Source organism: Anaerococcus marasmi, assembly GCF_900290195.1.
Lineage (GTDB): Bacteria > Bacillota > Clostridia > Tissierellales > Peptoniphilaceae > Anaerococcus > Anaerococcus marasmi.
Genome location: NZ_OLMF01000004.1, coordinates 867,068 through 883,901 on the forward strand (window position 1 = coordinate 867,068; position 16,834 = coordinate 883,901).

At 34.5% G+C, this 16,834-nt stretch carries 37 protein-coding genes; 4 read left to right on the forward strand and 33 right to left on the reverse strand.

Features of this window, described 5'->3' with window-relative positions; translation table 11 throughout:
• Positions 1 to 157 precede the first annotated feature (157 nt).
• The 31 genes from C7D97_RS04505 to C7D97_RS04655 all read right to left on the reverse strand — a co-directional run bounded on the left by C7D97_RS04505 (position 158) and on the right by C7D97_RS04655 (position 12,165).
• Positions 158 to 628 carry a hypothetical protein gene (locus tag C7D97_RS04505; RefSeq protein ID WP_105300925.1) on the reverse strand — a complete coding sequence of 157 codons (471 nt, stop codon included), beginning with the start codon at positions 626 to 628 and terminating at the stop codon, positions 158 to 160.
• Between the two features lie 106 nt (positions 629 to 734).
• Positions 735 to 926 carry a hypothetical protein gene (locus C7D97_RS04510; protein WP_105300926.1) on the reverse strand — a complete coding sequence of 64 codons (192 nt, stop codon included), beginning with the start codon at positions 924 to 926 and terminating at the stop codon, positions 735 to 737.
• Entirely contained in the window at positions 907 to 1,170 is a 264-nt protein-coding gene (locus C7D97_RS04515) for a helix-turn-helix transcriptional regulator (RefSeq protein ID WP_105300927.1), read from the reverse strand. Before C7D97_RS04515 ends, C7D97_RS04510 begins: the two co-directional genes overlap by 20 nt.
• Positions 1,163 to 1,534, reverse strand: coding sequence for a MazG-like family protein (locus C7D97_RS04520; protein ID WP_105300928.1), 372 nt, complete (start codon positions 1,532 to 1,534; stop codon positions 1,163 to 1,165). The genes C7D97_RS04515 and C7D97_RS04520 overlap by 8 nt, the downstream gene beginning before the upstream one ends.
• Positions 1,531 to 1,719, reverse strand: coding sequence for a hypothetical protein (locus tag C7D97_RS04525; RefSeq protein ID WP_105300929.1), 189 nt, complete (start codon positions 1,717 to 1,719; stop codon positions 1,531 to 1,533). The genes C7D97_RS04520 and C7D97_RS04525 overlap by 4 nt, the downstream gene beginning before the upstream one ends.
• Before the next feature lie 12 nt (positions 1,720 to 1,731).
• On the reverse strand, positions 1,732 to 1,965 hold the full coding sequence (locus C7D97_RS04530; RefSeq protein ID WP_105300930.1) for a hypothetical protein: 234 nt from the start codon (positions 1,963 to 1,965) through the stop codon (positions 1,732 to 1,734).
• A 9-nt stretch (positions 1,966 to 1,974) separates the two neighbouring features.
• Positions 1,975 to 2,160, reverse strand: coding sequence for a hypothetical protein (locus C7D97_RS04535; protein WP_105300931.1), 186 nt, complete (start codon positions 2,158 to 2,160; stop codon positions 1,975 to 1,977).
• Complete coding sequence (locus C7D97_RS04540) at positions 2,157 to 2,354, reverse strand: hypothetical protein (RefSeq protein ID WP_105300932.1); 198 nt, start codon at positions 2,352 to 2,354, stop codon at positions 2,157 to 2,159. Before C7D97_RS04540 ends, C7D97_RS04535 begins: the two co-directional genes overlap by 4 nt.
• The gene (locus C7D97_RS04545; protein ID WP_105300933.1) at positions 2,351 to 2,830 is read right to left on the reverse strand and encodes a hypothetical protein; all 480 of its coding nucleotides are present in this window, start codon (positions 2,828 to 2,830) and stop codon (positions 2,351 to 2,353) included. Before C7D97_RS04545 ends, C7D97_RS04540 begins: the two co-directional genes overlap by 4 nt.
• On the reverse strand, positions 2,827 to 3,144 hold the full coding sequence (locus tag C7D97_RS04550; protein WP_105300934.1) for a hypothetical protein: 318 nt from the start codon (positions 3,142 to 3,144) through the stop codon (positions 2,827 to 2,829). Before C7D97_RS04550 ends, C7D97_RS04545 begins: the two co-directional genes overlap by 4 nt.
• Positions 3,145 to 3,176: 32 nt before the next feature.
• The gene (locus C7D97_RS04555; RefSeq protein WP_105300935.1) at positions 3,177 to 3,530 is read right to left on the reverse strand and encodes a YopX family protein; all 354 of its coding nucleotides are present in this window, start codon (positions 3,528 to 3,530) and stop codon (positions 3,177 to 3,179) included.
• The gene (locus C7D97_RS04560; protein WP_105300936.1) at positions 3,527 to 3,754 is read right to left on the reverse strand and encodes a hypothetical protein; all 228 of its coding nucleotides are present in this window, start codon (positions 3,752 to 3,754) and stop codon (positions 3,527 to 3,529) included. Before C7D97_RS04560 ends, C7D97_RS04555 begins: the two co-directional genes overlap by 4 nt.
• Positions 3,744 to 4,112: a hypothetical protein gene (locus C7D97_RS04565; protein WP_105300937.1), complete on the reverse strand. Its 369-nt coding sequence runs from the start codon at positions 4,110 to 4,112 to the stop codon at positions 3,744 to 3,746. The genes C7D97_RS04560 and C7D97_RS04565 overlap by 11 nt, the downstream gene beginning before the upstream one ends.
• A 103-nt stretch (positions 4,113 to 4,215) precedes the next feature.
• The gene (locus tag C7D97_RS04570) at positions 4,216 to 4,620 is read right to left on the reverse strand and encodes a DUF7448 domain-containing protein (RefSeq protein ID WP_162841576.1); all 405 of its coding nucleotides are present in this window, start codon (positions 4,618 to 4,620) and stop codon (positions 4,216 to 4,218) included.
• 221 nt (positions 4,621 to 4,841) lie between these two features.
• Complete coding sequence (locus C7D97_RS04575) at positions 4,842 to 5,027, reverse strand: hypothetical protein (protein ID WP_105300938.1); 186 nt, start codon at positions 5,025 to 5,027, stop codon at positions 4,842 to 4,844.
• Positions 5,027 to 5,365 (reverse strand): DUF1064 domain-containing protein, encoded by a 339-nt coding sequence (locus C7D97_RS04580; protein WP_105300939.1) that lies wholly within the window; start codon positions 5,363 to 5,365, stop codon positions 5,027 to 5,029. The genes C7D97_RS04575 and C7D97_RS04580 overlap by 1 nt, the downstream gene beginning before the upstream one ends.
• 9 nt (positions 5,366 to 5,374) lie before the next feature.
• On the reverse strand, positions 5,375 to 5,866 hold the full coding sequence (locus tag C7D97_RS04585) for a single-stranded DNA-binding protein (protein ID WP_105300940.1): 492 nt from the start codon (positions 5,864 to 5,866) through the stop codon (positions 5,375 to 5,377).
• On the reverse strand, positions 5,867 to 6,097 hold the full coding sequence (locus C7D97_RS04590; RefSeq protein WP_105300941.1) for a hypothetical protein: 231 nt from the start codon (positions 6,095 to 6,097) through the stop codon (positions 5,867 to 5,869). It abuts the gene before it with no gap.
• A 12-nt stretch (positions 6,098 to 6,109) separates the two neighbouring features.
• Positions 6,110 to 6,304: a hypothetical protein gene (locus C7D97_RS04595; RefSeq protein ID WP_105300942.1), complete on the reverse strand. Its 195-nt coding sequence runs from the start codon at positions 6,302 to 6,304 to the stop codon at positions 6,110 to 6,112.
• Positions 6,301 to 7,206, reverse strand: coding sequence for a phage replisome organizer N-terminal domain-containing protein (locus tag C7D97_RS04600; protein ID WP_105300943.1), 906 nt, complete (start codon positions 7,204 to 7,206; stop codon positions 6,301 to 6,303). Before C7D97_RS04600 ends, C7D97_RS04595 begins: the two co-directional genes overlap by 4 nt.
• A gap of 9 nt (positions 7,207 to 7,215) precedes the next feature.
• The gene (locus C7D97_RS04605) at positions 7,216 to 8,094 is read right to left on the reverse strand and encodes a recombinase RecT (RefSeq protein WP_105300944.1); all 879 of its coding nucleotides are present in this window, start codon (positions 8,092 to 8,094) and stop codon (positions 7,216 to 7,218) included.
• A 9-nt stretch (positions 8,095 to 8,103) separates the two neighbouring features.
• A complete protein-coding gene (locus C7D97_RS04610; protein WP_105300945.1) occupies positions 8,104 to 8,343 on the reverse strand; it encodes a hypothetical protein in 240 nt (79 codons plus the stop codon).
• The gene (locus C7D97_RS04615) at positions 8,336 to 8,632 is read right to left on the reverse strand and encodes a hypothetical protein (RefSeq protein ID WP_105300946.1); all 297 of its coding nucleotides are present in this window, start codon (positions 8,630 to 8,632) and stop codon (positions 8,336 to 8,338) included. Before C7D97_RS04615 ends, C7D97_RS04610 begins: the two co-directional genes overlap by 8 nt.
• Positions 8,625 to 9,560: a YqaJ viral recombinase family nuclease gene (locus C7D97_RS04620; protein ID WP_105300947.1), complete on the reverse strand. Its 936-nt coding sequence runs from the start codon at positions 9,558 to 9,560 to the stop codon at positions 8,625 to 8,627. Before C7D97_RS04620 ends, C7D97_RS04615 begins: the two co-directional genes overlap by 8 nt.
• Positions 9,560 to 9,832, reverse strand: a complete 273-nt coding sequence (locus tag C7D97_RS04625) for a hypothetical protein (RefSeq protein WP_105300948.1) — start codon at positions 9,830 to 9,832, stop codon at positions 9,560 to 9,562. Before C7D97_RS04625 ends, C7D97_RS04620 begins: the two co-directional genes overlap by 1 nt.
• Positions 9,829 to 10,014: a hypothetical protein gene (locus C7D97_RS04630; protein WP_105300949.1), complete on the reverse strand. Its 186-nt coding sequence runs from the start codon at positions 10,012 to 10,014 to the stop codon at positions 9,829 to 9,831. Before C7D97_RS04630 ends, C7D97_RS04625 begins: the two co-directional genes overlap by 4 nt.
• A 62-nt stretch (positions 10,015 to 10,076) precedes the next feature.
• Positions 10,077 to 10,265 (reverse strand): hypothetical protein, encoded by a 189-nt coding sequence (locus C7D97_RS04635; protein WP_105300950.1) that lies wholly within the window; start codon positions 10,263 to 10,265, stop codon positions 10,077 to 10,079.
• 11 nt (positions 10,266 to 10,276) lie between these two features.
• The gene (locus tag C7D97_RS04640; protein WP_105300951.1) at positions 10,277 to 10,480 is read right to left on the reverse strand and encodes a hypothetical protein; all 204 of its coding nucleotides are present in this window, start codon (positions 10,478 to 10,480) and stop codon (positions 10,277 to 10,279) included.
• Positions 10,481 to 10,497: 17 nt separating this feature from the next.
• Positions 10,498 to 11,010 (reverse strand): hypothetical protein, encoded by a 513-nt coding sequence (locus C7D97_RS04645; RefSeq protein WP_105300952.1) that lies wholly within the window; start codon positions 11,008 to 11,010, stop codon positions 10,498 to 10,500.
• A gap of 1 nt (position 11,011) precedes the next feature.
• Complete coding sequence (locus C7D97_RS04650; RefSeq protein WP_105300953.1) at positions 11,012 to 11,881, reverse strand: DUF3102 domain-containing protein; 870 nt, start codon at positions 11,879 to 11,881, stop codon at positions 11,012 to 11,014.
• A 68-nt stretch (positions 11,882 to 11,949) separates the two neighbouring features.
• Entirely contained in the window at positions 11,950 to 12,165 is a 216-nt protein-coding gene (locus C7D97_RS04655; protein ID WP_205408054.1) for a helix-turn-helix transcriptional regulator, read from the reverse strand.
• Between the two features lie 55 nt (positions 12,166 to 12,220).
• Here C7D97_RS04655 and C7D97_RS04660 point away from each other — a divergent pair, with 55 nt between their 5' ends.
• A complete protein-coding gene (locus C7D97_RS04660; RefSeq protein ID WP_105300955.1) occupies positions 12,221 to 12,886 on the forward strand; it encodes a DUF4145 domain-containing protein in 666 nt (221 codons plus the stop codon).
• Here C7D97_RS04660 and C7D97_RS04665 read toward each other — a convergent pair.
• Both C7D97_RS04665 and C7D97_RS04670 read right to left on the reverse strand, forming a co-directional pair.
• Entirely contained in the window at positions 12,853 to 13,077 is a 225-nt protein-coding gene (locus C7D97_RS04665) for a hypothetical protein (protein WP_105300956.1), read from the reverse strand. The genes C7D97_RS04660 and C7D97_RS04665 overlap by 34 nt on opposite strands.
• 56 nt (positions 13,078 to 13,133) lie before the next feature.
• Complete coding sequence (locus tag C7D97_RS04670; protein WP_105300957.1) at positions 13,134 to 13,391, reverse strand: hypothetical protein; 258 nt, start codon at positions 13,389 to 13,391, stop codon at positions 13,134 to 13,136.
• A 181-nt stretch (positions 13,392 to 13,572) separates the two neighbouring features.
• Between C7D97_RS04670 and C7D97_RS04675 the strand changes: the two genes are divergently transcribed.
• The 3 genes from C7D97_RS04675 to C7D97_RS04685 all read left to right on the forward strand — a co-directional run bounded on the left by C7D97_RS04675 (position 13,573) and on the right by C7D97_RS04685 (position 16,818).
• Complete coding sequence (locus C7D97_RS04675; protein WP_105300958.1) at positions 13,573 to 14,190, forward strand: LexA family protein; 618 nt, start codon at positions 13,573 to 13,575, stop codon at positions 14,188 to 14,190.
• Between the two features lie 62 nt (positions 14,191 to 14,252).
• Positions 14,253 to 15,596, forward strand: a complete 1,344-nt coding sequence (locus tag C7D97_RS04680) for a GIY-YIG nuclease family protein (protein WP_105300959.1) — start codon at positions 14,253 to 14,255, stop codon at positions 15,594 to 15,596.
• Positions 15,597 to 15,720: 124 nt separating this feature from the next.
• Complete coding sequence (locus tag C7D97_RS04685) at positions 15,721 to 16,818, forward strand: tyrosine-type recombinase/integrase (RefSeq protein WP_105300960.1); 1,098 nt, start codon at positions 15,721 to 15,723, stop codon at positions 16,816 to 16,818.
• Positions 16,819 to 16,834 lie beyond the last annotated feature (16 nt).

Genomic DNA, 16,834 nt, shown 5'->3' on the forward strand with positions numbered 1-16,834 from the left:
GGTAGCCTGGATAGTACTTTTAGGCATAATAAAAGGCGGTATTTCTACCGCCTCATGATTACAGAGTTAAACACTACTAATATTGTCCATTTGTTTATTTAGTTACACTTTAACATTCTACTTAAATCATATCATTTAACTTAATTTTGTCAACCTTTTACTTATCTAAAATAAGTATCTTATATAATTTAAGCAAAGCAACATCCGACTTCTTCCATATGGCATTGTGAGATACCCCATACTTTGTAGCAAGGCTTCTCATGCTTTCTGCTCCATATACCCACTTTTGATATATAATCGCTTCAAGCTGTGGATTATCTATCATCTTGATAGCTTTCCTCATGGATCTAACCTCTTCCTTTGTATGGTCGATTTCTTTTTCGATTTCTTTTATCTCATCTAACACCTTGATAATCTTATCTTCCTGCGATGAACCACCTCCTTTAATAGGGTCTGTATTGCCAAGGCCTGACCTTACACCATCTATACAATCTCTCTTCTTGATTATTTCATCTTTCTGAGCTTCAATGAGTGCAAGATTGGCCCCATAGATTGCCAATTCGTCTTTTACTAACTGTTTTCTTCTCTTATTTCTTTCTTGCTTTAATTCTCTTACAGATTTCCCCAATTTCTTCCTCCATTAATCAAGCATTGCTCTTACTTCCTTATCGATGTACAGTTTATAATTCCTATCAATCCTTTTCTTCTGACTATAAGGCACTCCTGCTTTCCACTTAAAGCTCATACAAGCAACCCTTAGGCTCTACAGTAACAGGCTCATAGTGGTACATACAATCATCACGCTTGCCTTTCTTGCCTATATAAATCTTGGCGTCTGCTATGTCAGCAAAAATCTTGTCGACCTTAAAAGAATTGTAAACAAATTTAAAAACAACATAAACAACCTTATCTACCACTAGATCCAAATCCTTTCTCCCTTCTATTGTCATAACTTGTTTGTAAATTGAGCCGCGTTTCAGCACTTACATCTGTAAGCTTTTCTATCTTCTTAGCAAGGTTATAATCCACCGCTAAATCTCCTGCGAGCAAATCTCCGTACTCCTCCACACTTATACCTAGTTTTTTAGCATAGTCGTCAAGCATGATATCCCCCAGGTACTCGCCTGGTGGGAAATATCTTGTATCGCTCTCATGCTTCTTATTATTCATCTTCTAAATCCTCTTCTTTGATAAAGGTTCCATTAATTGTGCGGCCTTTCCTTTTGCTTATCTTTTCATACGCCATGGACAAACACTCCATAGGATCTATATCTAACTGCTTACAAAGGATAATCAGCGTAACAAAGATGTCTCCCATTTCAAGTTCCATATTTTCTTGAGTTTCTATTTGCTCATAATCAGAATAAACCTCCTCTGGAGATTGACCAATTCTACATAAATAATCAAACTCACTCTTAAACTCAAAAACTTCCTCGATAAATTTCATAAACTGCTTATCAGCATTTTCGCTATGGAGCAAATCCTTATCATCTGCCCATTCCAAAACGAACTTTTTTAATTCTTCAAAATTCATCTAACCCAATCCCCCTTTTTAAGGCTAAAAACTACAGCATTATCATAATTTCTTTCCTCAAAGTATATTTTTTCTATATCGTAATATTCGTATCCATAATTTTCTAAATAGTTAACGTTGTCTAGCTCAATTGAGCTTTCTTCATCAAATTGTTCTAAAAATTCAATGAGTTCTTTAACTTTCATTCTTTTTTCACCTTATAAATGTCTTTCTTCGTATTGATATTTCTTTGTTGTTAAGCTACTACTACCATCCCTATTAACAACACGCCTCATACCTTCATCTGTTTTTAAATAGTTAAAGTAATAAACCTCTTTCAAATCTTCCTCAGTATAGTCTTCCTTTGGATTAAGTTCTATCCATCTTTTGATTAAAGGCTTAGTATTATACCCTCTTGAATAAGCCTCCTTCTCAAATTCTTTCTTGTTCATTTTTTAACCTCAATAGCCTAAAGTAACAGAAACCGCTTTATCTTCTTTTGAATAGTCTATATCTACCACATCTATATCAGTATAAACCTCTTCACTTTCACTATAGGATACAAATACATCTTCAAACAACTCAAATTTCAACTCGCTCTCTGGGTCAAAATCTTTGAAATCTTCTAAAAAATCTTTTATTTTCATTCCGTAAACTCCAATTTATAATCTAAAATCCTGCTATCGGTTTCTACTTCCTCGGTAAGTAAATACTCATCTATCCAATTTTTTATATCTTCTTTTAAATTAACGTTTTTTATATTTTCTTTAATTACTGCTATGTCCTGGTCGCTAACTTCTTCGTAACATTCATATCTAAAACTAATCTTGCACTTTCTCATTCTTCCACCTCTTCTAAAATCTTCTCTAACCTTGATAATGTAGATCTTGCCATTTCTCGATCTCCCATATATAAATGACGCAAATCACGATAACCGCCATAGTGTGTTAAATCTCTAAAACATAACAATAGATTTTGACACTCCACCTCTGTTAATTCAAAAGTAATATTATTTGCTATTAACTCCTTATTTAATGTCAAAAATACACTAAGTGAATCAAATTCCCATTCGGCCGTTCCTACAAAAGTCAATCCATGTTCAGTAATCTCTTTATCACTTTTCTTATTATCATATATCAAGGTATCATTAAAATTATCAACTACCCCTATCTTTAAGTGCATCTGGTATTTATATTGTGCTTTTTCCATGGCCGCTAGAATACACCTAAATTCATAACTCTCTTTACTAAGATAGCCCGCCGGTTTATAACCATATTTACTTGGTAGCTCCCTTGTTCCGTAAATGTAGTATTTCATTCTTCCACCTCTTTTAGAGTCCATACTTCTAATTCATCTTTTAGAATTTCTAAATTTTCTTTAACTTTTTCTTCATAATAGTTTTGTGTATCAGCTCCTGTAGAAGCCATAGACCATATCAGATAACGTAAATGCCTAATATCTTCTTTAAACTCTATTTTATAAGCTTTGTAAGCCATTAAATAATCTTCGATTTTATCAACCATATCTACGATTTCACAAGCATCGCCAGGTGTAGCATAGCCTAATCTGTTTACCTTTTTAATAATTCTTTCTGTGAGTTTTAAAATCACGCCTCTTTTGTTTTTGGTCATTCTTCCACCTTATCTAATAATTACCTTCATATTCATTGCCTGATATTGCCATAATCACAACAAGCTGTTATTGGTTCTAATACACCTTCAATTGTCCAACTGATGTAGTAAGTATAGTCCTCTTTATCAAATTCGATATTGCCATAATCACAACAAGCATTTTCGAAAGAACCTTCATCGGTGAAGATATCTCCTTCATATATTTCTTTTCCGTATTTATCTTTTAAGTCAATGGATTTCATCAATGTTATATCGTTTGTAAGAAATATAGTTTCTAAATTTCCATCTCCATTAAAATCAACTAAAATAGTGTTTTCATTCATAACACCAATATTATAAATCATTCTTTCATATCTATGAAAATAAGCTCTAAATTTAGGTATCATTCTTCCGCCTCGCAAAATTCTTTAACAGCTTCCAACATTTTCTTATCCTTATCATCTTTTTTTTCATCTGTTAGGCGATTGTATACTCCTCCCTCGGGCGTCTTAAGTAACCTTATACTTTTATTAAAAGGTTTATTTTTTCTTTCGAGAGTAATATTTATTTCCTCACCTACAACCTTATAATCGCAATCTTCAGCAATTTTCTTAAGTGAGTCAATTCTCATCTTCAACCTCCACCAAGTAAAAATCAGTTAAATTATTAGCAAACTTTTTCTTAACTTCCTCAATTTCTTTAAGGGTAAATTGCTTATCCTCCCACCTAAACCTAAAATAAAACTTCTTTTCTTCCTCCCTATCCTCTGGAGGTGTCTCGGCAAGCTCCATAGCCTTTAGAATAATATCTAACTCATCTCCACAAAATCCCTTTATATTTACTTCCAAAACTCCAGGACGAAGTTTCCCGACTTTAATTTCAATATCATAATGTTCTTCTGAATATTTTCTCGCAGTTATAGAATAGTTATTTTCGTAATATCTGTAGCCATTGTCTTCTACTATTTTCTTATATTTTTTAGTCTTCATAATATCTCCTTCTCAACTCTTGTCTTTTTTACTCAACTTTTTAAAACGTTGATTTTTACTAATTTTAATTAACTTTTAAATTCCTACTCAACTTTTGGGCCTTTTACTCCCCGTCTCTACTACCTAAAGGTGCATAATAAATGTCTCTAATTTTAAATGCCACTACAGAATAATAATAGTCTCCATTTCCGTTATCAGCATATAAGTCCGCTTGTGCTATCTTGTTTTGATTGTGAATAAATACCACTTCTTGCGTAGTAGAGGATTCATCTTCGCAATAATTTAAAGCAGGTTTATTAAATCTTATATCCGTGATAACTGCTTCTAATTCAACGTCTTTGAACTCTCCGTAAGCCATAGCACAGCAGTCATATTCTGTCATTTCAATATTTATGATTGACCCATCATCTAGTTTTAAATGATCCTTACTCCACTCAATAATTCTTTTCCCTACAAGCCTATCAATCATTTCTTGTTTGTCTTTATACTCAATTTCGTCGTAGCACATTTCTTCCTCCTTATCCCAAATAAGCCCATTGCCTATATACTAGAAATAAGAATCTTAAGCATATAAGTATCAGTATTCCACTACTAACCATCTTAGCTCTCTTCATGTCTGCTATCTCACACCCCTGCTTTACAGCGTAAACCGCCATAAAGTAGGTCAAAACTCTTATCATTTGAGGACTCATGCTCTCTTAACCTCCCAATCCTGCTTATAATTCTTAATCATCTGGCAATCTCGATATTTGCCATTATCAAATACAGCCAATCTATCAGTAAGAAATACCAATCGTCCTTGCCTAATTCCCTCTTTCTTCTCTGTTCGGTTGTAATTCTCATATGCTTTATTTTGTACACCTGCCCAATCTTTAAGTCGGGCTTTACAACTAAAGGTCTAGTTAAACCTGCCATCATATCTCCTTAAACTCGTACTGCGGATATTTATACAAAAACATCTTCTTTTTTAATTTATATACATCCGTCTTGAAGCCTTTTACATCTTCTACGACCTCAATTCCCCTTTGAATGTCCATATACTTAAAATCAGCAATATAATTTGCTTTTCTTATAGTCTTGCCATCGTGCTTTTGTTTAGGTATCAGCTCAAAAACTGGCTGCAACTCCAAATCCTTAATCGCTCCACCCCTAACTAAAAGCTTAAGCTCCTGGTATCTCCTAGCTTCCTTGAGGCTGTCAAACTCAATGCCATCAACTTTCGTCTTTCGATTCTTGTACTTGTTATAAGTCAAATCAGCCTCCTAAAAAGGGATACGCCCGTCGTCTTGCACCTCTTGGAAATCATCTTCGAAGAAATCATCGTTATTTTGTCCTGTATAAGATTTTGAGTTCCCACTAGTATAATTACTCCTGTTTTGTTCTCTCGTCGTTCCTGCGTTATTCTGTGCGTTATTTTGACTACTTAAGAACTCTATTCTATCTGCAATTATGTCTGTGGTGTAAATTGTCTTGCCTGTTTCCTTGTCTTGATAGGATCCTGTCTGGATTCGCCCTATAACACCGCATTGACTGCCCTTGCTTAGGTATCGACTAACATTCTCTCCTTGTTTGCCCCATACCATAATCCTTGGGAAGTCAGCGGTAGGCTTGCCCGCCGACTCCAACTCCTCCCTTTTGTCTCTAGATAGGCCCTTATCTACCGCAAGGGTAAAACTACATACCGCTTGCTGGCTTTGTGTATATCTAAGCTCTGGATCCCTAACTAATCTCCCAATTAAATTAACTGAGTTCATCTAGTCCTCCTCGTCTAATATCTCTGCGTCCATAACTCCTCCGAACTCGCTCGCCATAAGCTTAAAATTAGCCATTAGAACCTTAGTTGCTAAGCTTGAGAATGATTTTTTAGCTATTTCAGCCATTTCTCCATCGTCCTGGTCAAACATTCCATTTTCTACATCTTCACCTATTGCAAGAACTATCGCTGTTAGTGTTGCCATTTCGTCTTTATTAAGTTTAATTTCCATAATTTCTCCTTGTCAGCCGACCCTAAAGTCGGGCTTGTGTATATATCTGTTCTCATATTCTCTTGTCATTATTTCAGCATTTCGTCTTATTTCTTTCGCTCTTTGCAGTGTTCCCTGTATTTCGCTCTTCTCCATAGCTGAGGCAATTTCCTTTGCGGTCCTAATTCGTCTAAGCAAAATCCTTGGACTTGTCTTTTTATCCGTCATAAGCCCATCTCCTTTTTGAGTTCGTAAAACTCACGTCTGGTCTGCTCGTCTAGTCCCTCTTGGTAGCTAGATCTATTTTCTTCTTCTCGTTTAGACCCTTGACTTTGCTTGTCTGTATAATTGCCCTCTAAGACCTTAACGAAGTTGTTAGGCCTTACAAACCAGTCAAAGGTTATAGCAAAGTCATTTACGTATCCCTGTAAGAATCTTGATTGCCTTATATTTTTTATGGCTTTGATTACATCATCAAGCCCATACTCATTGATTCTTGCATTTAGCAGTTTATATCTCTTAGTCCCTGTATTTAGGGCAGTAATCTTTGGTATATTGCTATCTAGAGAGTTCCACAAATTGATTATTTGATTGATTTGAGATGAGTTCATCAACTTTTTCTCTGTATCTCTATCTCTAATCTCTATCTCTTTATCTTTATCTATCTCTATATCTATCTCTGTGTTGCGTTTTGTTGCATCCGTGTTGCATTGCAACGCTTCACCGTTTCTTTGCAACGCTTTTTTGTTACTTTGTAACTCCTTTTGCTTTCTTCTATGCTTCCTAGAACGTCTAGTTGAAGCCGTTTCTGAGCCAATCAAGGCTGGAACTTCACTTAAGAAAACATCATCGTCTAAATATTCGATTAGATTATTTGCATTGCAGAAGGCAAGAGTCATTTTGATATCGTCTATTTCCTCGTCGATATCCAGGGATAATTGTTGGTAAATATCTTCATCAGTTCCTTCAAATTCAATCAATCCCTCATTGTCAATGCTTAAAAGCTGGAGCTTAAGGTAGATGATGGTGTAAGTATCACCACCAGCCACCTTCCTAAGCTTCTTCATTTTTCGACTATCGAAAAAATCATTCTTAAGCTTCAGCCAGTAATACCTTTTGTTATCACTCAAATAGATCTCCTATTCCTCAACAGGCACAAAGTCATCTCCGAAGAAGTCATCTTGCTTTCCGTCCTTCTTGTCTTCGACAATCTCGCCTGTCTCCTTGTCCACATTGTCTGGCATATCATCTGCCACAATCTCGTAGTCGACGTCAAAGTTACGTTGGCCTGTATCGGTCTTCATGCTGTCCTTGAAGTTCGCATTATCAAATTGCATAGCTTGTACAAGCCCTTGGGAGTCAATAGCCTTAGGGGCGTATTTTAGGACTTGTATGAGGCAAGACTTCTTGGCCATGGAGTCGAAGTCTGTTTTCCATGGGCCTGAGTAAAAGCTCTTAGAATAGGTTTTTCCATACCTTTCCGCATCGGCCTTTGACATATAAAATACGTCTTGGCCACCGTCCTTGGTCTGATAGATCGCATAGTAGCCCATAACCTCTCCACTATCGCCAGTCAAGCAAGGTTTATGGCTTATCTCTCCAGTACCGTAATCTATAGCGAAGTCTTCATTTCCTCTAACTTCTCTTGCTGTAATCCTCTTAAATTGTCCAGTATTATATGCTAATTTTAAAAGCCCTTTGTACCCGATTTGAAAGTTGACTGTAGATCCATAAGGAATCAAATAAGCCTCTCCTAGTGGTGTGTTAAACTCTAGCCCTAATTGTGCAGAGTTCATAATTGCAGCAAGTAGACTTTGTTGTGTACAGCTGGCAAGCTTAGGATTAGAGTTTATCGCTGTCAAAGCAGTTCTGATAAACTTATCCACAGGTAGGTAGCTAGGTAGGGCATTTTGGATTTCTCCCTTCATGCTCATGAGTAAGCCCCTTACTGTGTCTTGCTTACTAGTCGCTGGCTTGCTTTGTGTATTTTTCTTTAGTGCGTTTTTGGCGTTAGTCATGTTTTCCTCCTAAAACCCTTCGTCTTGTTCTTCTAATTCTGATATTCTTTTCTTGAGTTGTTTTGTCATTTGATAATATTCGTCTGTTTGGCTTCGTGCTGAATATAACTGATCTAGAATCTCTTTTTGTTTATTTTTTAATTGATCCACTAATGTTCTCATCCTAGTAATTTCACGTTTTAAAGTTTTAATATAATCTTTTGTTATATCACTTAAAACATCAGGATAATTTTTATTTCTCTTAGTCATTTAAAATCTCCTTTACAAATATAGCGTCGCTATTTTTCAACATCTTCATGAGCTCATCTTCATCTTTCCCATGTTTTATAACTAAGACAGACCCTATCAATCCCGCCATTTGCATTAAAGTGAATAATCCAGGGCGATGTTCATCATTCGCAGTAGCTAATACATCTTCGAAAAGCTCAATTAATTCTTCTTCGCTGTTGTTCCACACAGCATCTATCGATTCATGCATTGTTAACTTTAGTAACTCTTGTAATCCCTCGAAAATACCTATCAAATTCTTTTTAGTCATTTGCAATCTCCTTTAAATAAAATCTTCTATACTCTGACTGTCTTGTATATTCTTTGTATAAATCTGGCTCTTTTTCCTTAAATTTCTTACTATCAAATCTGTTACTGACATAAGGCTTATATGATACAGATATGAAGTCATTAGACCCGAAATTGTTATCCTTTAGCTGTAATTTAATCTTTTGCTCAAACTCCTTGTTATCTGCTTCTAGTGTCTTTATAAGGTCTTTTCTTTCCTTGTAGGCCTCATAGTCTGTCTTATCTACTTCAAGGTTTACCTCTTCTTCAAGGCCACCTTTAAATCTATCTTTAAGGGCCTGGTCATACTCGCTCGTCCCGTCTGGTGCTGGGATCTCTCCCTTTTGTACGTAATTTTCCCAAAAGTCTATTTCTTGGAATTTTAACATCTCGATAACTTCTTCATCTTTTGGGATTTCTCTTATGATAAAATCTGTTGAAAAGATTAAGCATGCTATATAGCACTTTTCAGCTCCAGTTACCATCATGTAGTGGTGGCACTGTAGTTCATAATTTATAGGAATTGCTCCATCATCCCACTTATTTTTTGCAAATGGACTTGTAGTTTTACACTCAAGGATGGCGTTTTCTCCTACTACTTCCCTATCTATATCAGCAAGTAGATAAGGGTGGTCTGTATCTACCATCATAAAATTATTCCTTCTTACCTTTTTGCCTGTAGCTTCTGTAAATCTCTTAGCCACATAATCTTCAAGATCTCTACCTTGTCTAAGAATTTCATTATCTATATCTTTTACAGATTGCCCTGTCTTTTCAAAGTATAGCTGGGCCTTTGATTTCCATTTGTTAAGGCCACAGGCGGCCGCTGCATCTGAACCGCCTATCCCTTTCTTTCTTAGTTCAAGCCATTCTTCACGGCTTAATTTTGAAACATTAGCGATTTTTTCCATTACATAAGCCCCCTGTAGTACTCGCTTTTCAACATCTTCTCATCTTCCTTGGCTTCTTCATCTATCCTCTTAAGATAAGCCTTGTCTTCTTCGTCGAGCTTTCCTGTTTCAATATCCTCAAAGATAATGTCTTTGATCTTACAATTATCTGAAACTATATATTTTGCCTTAAGGGCTTCCTCTATATCTCCGTCATAGTCCTCCTCTATCGCTTGTAGTGGGATATCTACTTCATCTTCAACATATAAGACTCTTGTAAATGTAACTTTCATAAACTCTCCGCCCTCCTTAAAAGGTTCTCCCTTCCTTGTATCTCTATATCTAAAAGCTCTATCTTATCTTCCTTGTCGGCTTCGCTTTCCTTTTCAGCTAGCCAGTCCCTTAAGAATACCAAATCATCAAGCTTAAGGAACTTAAGTGTATTTGTGAACTCACATCTTCTTTTAAAATTCATTTAGCTTTCTCCTTCTAAACATGGTATAATAACCATGTAAATTGTTATTTTTAACTTGTCCCTTAGTTCACGCTAAGGGCTTTTTTATTGCTTGGATCAATGCTTAAAAGTATTTCTCTTCTATATCCTAAGATTTTTTTGTGCTCCCTCTTACGACTTCTTAGGTCCACCCCTTCTACTACTTTTAAATCTGGTCTTTGATTTCTTCTGTTTTCTTTTTTGTTTTTCCTGCTAAATAATTTAATTGTCATTTTTATCTCCTTTATTTAAATAGATCTTTTTCTCCTGCTAAACATTTCTCTAGGGCGTTTTTGTCTACTAAATATATCCATTTGCCTCTTTCACTCTCATAACCTGTGGCAAAGGATAATTTATTTCTCTTTGCTGCTTCTCTCATAGATTGAGCATCCCAGCCCATTAACTTGCTTGCTTCTGGTAGGCTTATAAGATAATCACTCTTAGCCACTTGAACCTCCTGAATTTTTACTTTCTTTCTTTTTCTTCTTGTATCTTCTTATATCTTTCGTTTACTTCTTTCTTAGATACGTCCATCACTCCACTATCTAAGGCTTCTAAGATTGGCTCATATTGTCTTAGCTTTGTAGAACAACTTGATGCATACCCATAGCTTGCTAGTTTCTTATAAGTCCACCCAAAAGCTATTGCTCTTTTGCTAGCATTTTTGTAGTCCTTTCCTAAGGCGTTTTTTATCATTCTTGTTACCTTGTCTTTTATGATGTTATCTTGCCAACCTTCAATTCTTTCGTTAAGCTTTATCTCTTCGTCCCTTTTCAAAAGATGACTAATATTTCTTTCGTGCTTTGCTAATGTCATTGATTGCCTTTGGCTTTCCATTGCCATTTGGTTTACAGTTTGTGCTGTGCTATTTACTGTTACGGCCATCATTCTTACTAGGTCTTCTGTCTTCATTTCGTTTAAATCTGCTTCAAGCATTGGGTTATTTACTCGTTCATTTGTCCTCTTCAATTCTGTCATTTCAATTCTCCTTTAAATGTTTTTCTATATTTTTATATAATTGTTCGCTAAACTCTCTCAGGTATTTTGCTGAGTCAAGGAAAAGTTTCTTATTTTCTTTTGGTATATCGTCTAAGTATTCTGTTAGATATAGGAGTCCTCCCACATCTTGGATAAATCCCGCTATCTTATAATGAAATCCCGATACATCTTCAACTATCTTTTTATTAGCTTGCTCACTTTCTAATTTGCTCATGGCAAGTTTTTCTTTTTCCTTTAGACTTTGGTTAGCTTGCATTAGCCTATCTAGTTTCTTGTTTGCATTTTCCAGTTGTGCCTTTGTTAGATCATAATCATCTGGCACTACCTCTTTAATAACTTCTTTTTCAATAACCTCTGCTGGCTTTTCTCTCTCTTGTCTTAAATCCTCCCTTAATCTCTCGTTTTCTTCTTCCCTGTTTTTTGCTACAATTGATAAGCTATTATAGCAGGAATTTACATTATTAAGTTCTTCTTCCTTAGCCTTCAGGCTTTCCTTATATTTCTTGATTTCAGCCTGCAACTCTCTTGTAGTCATGTCTTCTACTTCGTGCTTTTCTATAAAGTCTTGGCGGACTTCCTCTGGCAAAGAAAGAATATTTACCACTTTTGTATAACTCAAATTAGCAATCGCTTGCGAATTTGGTATTTCTTTATAAACTTTCATTAAGCTATTAGTAGTGCGTTGTGAATATCCTAGATTATCGTTAACCCAATTCATCCACTCACCATGTCCAACTTTCTCTTTTGCTTGACTAAGCCTTTTCCCTATCTCCCAGTAGGAAACCACCGCTTGATTTTCAAAAAACTTAATTTCAGAAACAATCTGACTAAGACTTGTTAATTCATTCATTAATCCTCCTATTTAGTGACATAATTCTATAATTTATTTATTTTCGTCCTTTTTAGTGACAATTTAGATTAAAAAAATATATCATCCACTTTTTTATTAAAAAATATAGCGTATTGTTTTTTAACCTTATCAGTAGGAACTCGCATACCTATTTCATACATTCCTATAGAACTAACAGATATCCCAAAAGCGTCCGCCAATTCTTTTTGGGTCTTCCCGCTATCTTCTCTAAGCCTTCGTAATTTCTTAGAAATTTTTGTATTTACCTTCTCAATAACAATCACCCCCTCAAATCTCCCTTCTAGTGTATAATATAAGTAAAACACTAAGGAGAACATAATGACAAATATTCCAACAACAATTTTATACTATGATAATCTAGAATTAGACGTTCCTAAAGTCTGCCCTCATTGCCATAAAGAAATGATCCCTACAATAGTTAGCAAATCTGAGATTACAAAGTCCGGAAATCAAAAGGTATTTGCTCTACTACTTAGATGCCATATCTGCTCTAGCTTTTATGCTGCAGAGTACATATACAGCAATAGAAGCGGAAATATAAATCAAACTTTAGTTCCATATCACTATTCGCCAACAGTGGACTTAGATATCCCTAGCAACATAAAAGAAATATCTAAAGATTTCGAAGATATTTACACTCAATCAGAAGCTGCCTATCAACTAGACTTAAAGCAAATTGCAGGTATGGGCTATAGAAAATCTATCGAATTCTTGGTTAAGGACTTTTTAATATTTCTCAATCCAAAAGATACCGATAAAATTTTAAAATTAACTCTTGACAATGCTATTTCTAAAATAGATAATGAAAAACTTCAAAACCTAGCCAGGATGACTAATTACTTGGGCAACGACCAAACTCATATCAGAACCTTACATCCAACTAAAGACATTGACGACCTTAGAGATTTTCTAAAAAACTTAGTCCTCCTTATATCCTTTGAAATCAGTTATCATGACGGATTGGACACTATCTTATCAAACTGATCAAGTGGATCAAGTTTGCCGATATACCTACCGTTTGTAGTGTAAAACTGTTTTACTTCCCTGCAAAATTCATCATAATCATTTTCTATATCATAAGTCGCTTCTATAATAGAGGTGACTTTTATTCCTTTTGGAACAACTTCACTTCCTATTCTTTTATCTAAATCATTTAATAAATTATTATCTTTCATATTTTCTCCTTATAATCTTCATAAAGCTCCCACCAGTCAAATTGTAGTAAAGATTATTAATCAACCTTAGATTCTAATAAATTAACTTTAGATTCTAAGGTTTTTAATCTATTATCAAAGTCATTATCTTTAAATTTAAATTCCATACAAGTAGAATCTCTCTTTATATTTTCAAGACTATAAGTTTCCTGATAAGTTCTATTCGCATTTTGTCTTAAAATATTTATCATTTTGCTATCTTCATCTACAGTTATAGATATATTTTCTACTTCATTGCCTCCAGTTAATGATATTTTAGTTTCTCTTTTACTCATCATTTCCCCCTTTCTTGTTTTGTTAATTATATTATATCACATATAGTGACAATTACAAGTATATTTTAAATTAATTTAAGATATTGTCCTTAAATGGGACAGTTTCGCCTTTTGTTTTATCACGCACCGTGATATAATAAACGTAATAAGTCACATATTGTGATTACAGAAAGGAGACCTCATGAGAATAGGCGACAAGTTAAAATATTTAAGAAACAGTAATGATCTTAGTCAATCCGAATTAGCGAAAAAATTAAACATAAGCAGATCAAGTATAGGAATGTTTGAAAGCAATGCAAGAATACCTACAACTGATACCTTAATAAGATACGCTCACTTCTTTGGTGTATCTCTAGATGATCTATTAGGAATAACATTACAAAATACTGAAAGCAATAGTACAAAATATAAAGTTCCTGTATTTTATGCGGTTGCTTGTGGGAACCCTTTTGTCGCTGACGAAGATATAATTGACTGGGAAGAAATCAACCCTAAGTTAAAAAGTCAGGGTGAACACTTCGGAGTAAAGCTAAGAGGCGACTCAATGCTACCCGACTTTAAAGATGGTGATGTAGTTATAGTAAGAAAACAGTCTGATGTAGATAGTGGAGATATAGCTATCGTACGTGTCAATGGTGATGAGGCCACTATGAAAATTGTAGAAAAATCACCAGAGGGAATTACTTTAATAGCTACAAATCCGAGTGTATTTTTGCCCAAGTTTTATACAAACAATCAAATTGAGACTACCCCTGTATCAATTATTGGAAAAGTCATTGAACAAAGGAGGAAGTTTTGATAATCATTTTGTAGCGAATAATCAAAATACTATAAAGTAAAAAAATACTATAGGAGGTAAAAATGGCACTTATAATTTTAGCACTAATTATTTTATGTATATATGGATCAATTATTAATAAAAAAGAACTAATTCAAAATGGCATGAAAAGCTATAAAAATTTAGAAGCAAAGAAAAGTGAACTAGAAAAAGAATTAAGAGAGTTAGAAGATACATATAAAATTAATAAAGAGGATTATCTTAAATTTAAAGAAGAAACAAAAATGGAGGTAATAAAAGAAAAATCAGAGGAAATCAATAATTCAATCAAAGAGCTTAAAAATGACGAAAATATTTTGATTGATAGAGTGGATGATCTGGAAAAAAGATACAAAGAGTTAAATGCTGTAGATTTTGGTGTAGTCCCTACAGATTTTGAATTTGAAAAATCAGAAACATATAAAGAAAAATTAAAAAATATCAAACTAAAAGAATCAGAAATCTTCAGAAAAATAAAAAGCAATAAGTCGACCGAAGTTACTATAAATTTAGATAAATTAAATAGATTGCTCTATAATGCATTCAATACATTCTGCGACTACAACCTAAGTAGACTAACATATAAGTCATATCCAACAAGACAGAAGCAAATACACACCACTTACAACAAATTAAATAGATTGGTAAAAGATGTTACTTCTATAGATGAAAGATTGTTAGAGCTAAAACTTGAAGAATTAGAATCATCTTATGCATACTATAAGTTAAAAGAAGAAGAGAAAGAAGAACTAAGACTTCAAAGAGCTGAAGAAGCAGAAAATAAGAGAGCTCAAAAAGAGCTGGAAAGAAAGCAAGCTAAGCTTGATAAAGAAATTGAAGCTTTAAACATTGCCAAAGATAAAGTTAATGATAAGTTATTAGCCGCTAAAGATGATGAAATAGAAGCATTAAAACTTGAACTTCAAAGACTAGAAACAGAAATAAGCGGTCTTCAAGATGAAAAAACAGATATCGATTATCGTGTCGAAAATACAGGTGCTGGATATGTATATATTATTTCGAATATAGGTTCATTTGGTGAAGAAGTTTACAAGATTGGAGTTACAAGAAGACTTGACCCTTACCAAAGGATACAAGAACTATCCTCCGCCTCAGTACCTTTCAAATTTGATGTACATGCAATGATTTTCTCTTACCAGGCTTATCAACTAGAAACAGAGTTACACAGATACTTTGATAGTAAACGACTAAATAAAGTAAATAACAGAAAAGAATTCTTTAATATCAAGCTAGAAGATATTAAAAAAGTATTAGACCTTCATAAAGAGCTTACATTTGACTTCAATCCAGATTTTGAAGCAGAAGAATATAGGGCAACTATGAAAATTATAGAGTCTGAAGAAGAGATAAAAGAAATTGAAAATTAAGCAAACTAAAAAGCACCAGGCGACTAACCCTGGTGCATTATAAAACCTGTAGACACGACATTTAATGATTAATTAATGCCCCTGTCCTCTTTAAGTGTACCATAGTTAAAAGAAAGGAGCAAGTATGGCAAGAAAAAGAAGAAAGTTACCCAATGGAACGGGGTCCATAGAGAGGGTTAAGCTCACACCTCACGGCAAGACAAGGGTCAATCAATATAGGGCAAGACTCCCTAAAGCTAAAGGTAGAAAGGATATAGGCTTTTTTAAGACCTATAATGAGGCTCTGGACGCTTTGATCAACTACAAAGAGCCAGAACCAGTAGTAACCTTCGCCCAGCTTTTTAAAAAGTACACATCCACCAACGACTTTAAAAATCTAGTCAAAAAAACACAAAACCGCTACTATAACTCATACACCAGATTTGAAGAACTACATGATAGGGACATTCATGAAATAAAATACTCAGACCTCCAAGATGTTCTAGATCAGATGGAATTAGATGGATATGAAAAAATAAAAGACGGTGAATTAAAACATTATGAATACTCAAAATCATCCATAGAAAGATTAAAACACCTAGTATCAAAAATCTACACCCTAGCAATTAAAAACAACATCATCCAGCTAGACCTATCAAAGTATCTAGAAGTAGGTGGAGTAGGAATAAGAAGAAAAAAAGAAATCTTCACAAAAGAAGAAATCGAAAAACTTTACTCATCAATCCCAAAAAACCCTAACGCTATGCACGTCCTAAATCTAATTTTTACAGGCTTTAGAACAGGTGAGTATATAAATCTACCAACAAACAAAATAAAGCTCGACACGAGCCAAATAATCGACTTTGGAGAGAAAACAGAAGCAGGTAGAATAAGAAAAATGTTCATCCACCCGAAAATAAAAGATATCATGACATACCTAGTCCAAGAAAGTAAAACAGGATATATCTTAGAAACAAAAAAGCAAAGTGGAGAAATATATCAGCCAAGCGACACAACCTTCTACAAAAAAATCTACTACCCAGCCCTAGATAAAGCTGGAATAAAAAAGAAAATACCCTACTCATGCAGGTACACCTTCGCCACCATAGCCCACCAATCGGGAGTAAGTGACAAAGCCCTACAAAAATTAATGGGACACACCAACTTTAACATCACCGCCAACTCCTACATCCAGGATCTAGATGACTACATCTATCAAGAACTCCAAAAAATAGAAATCTAACCTAATTGCCCACATA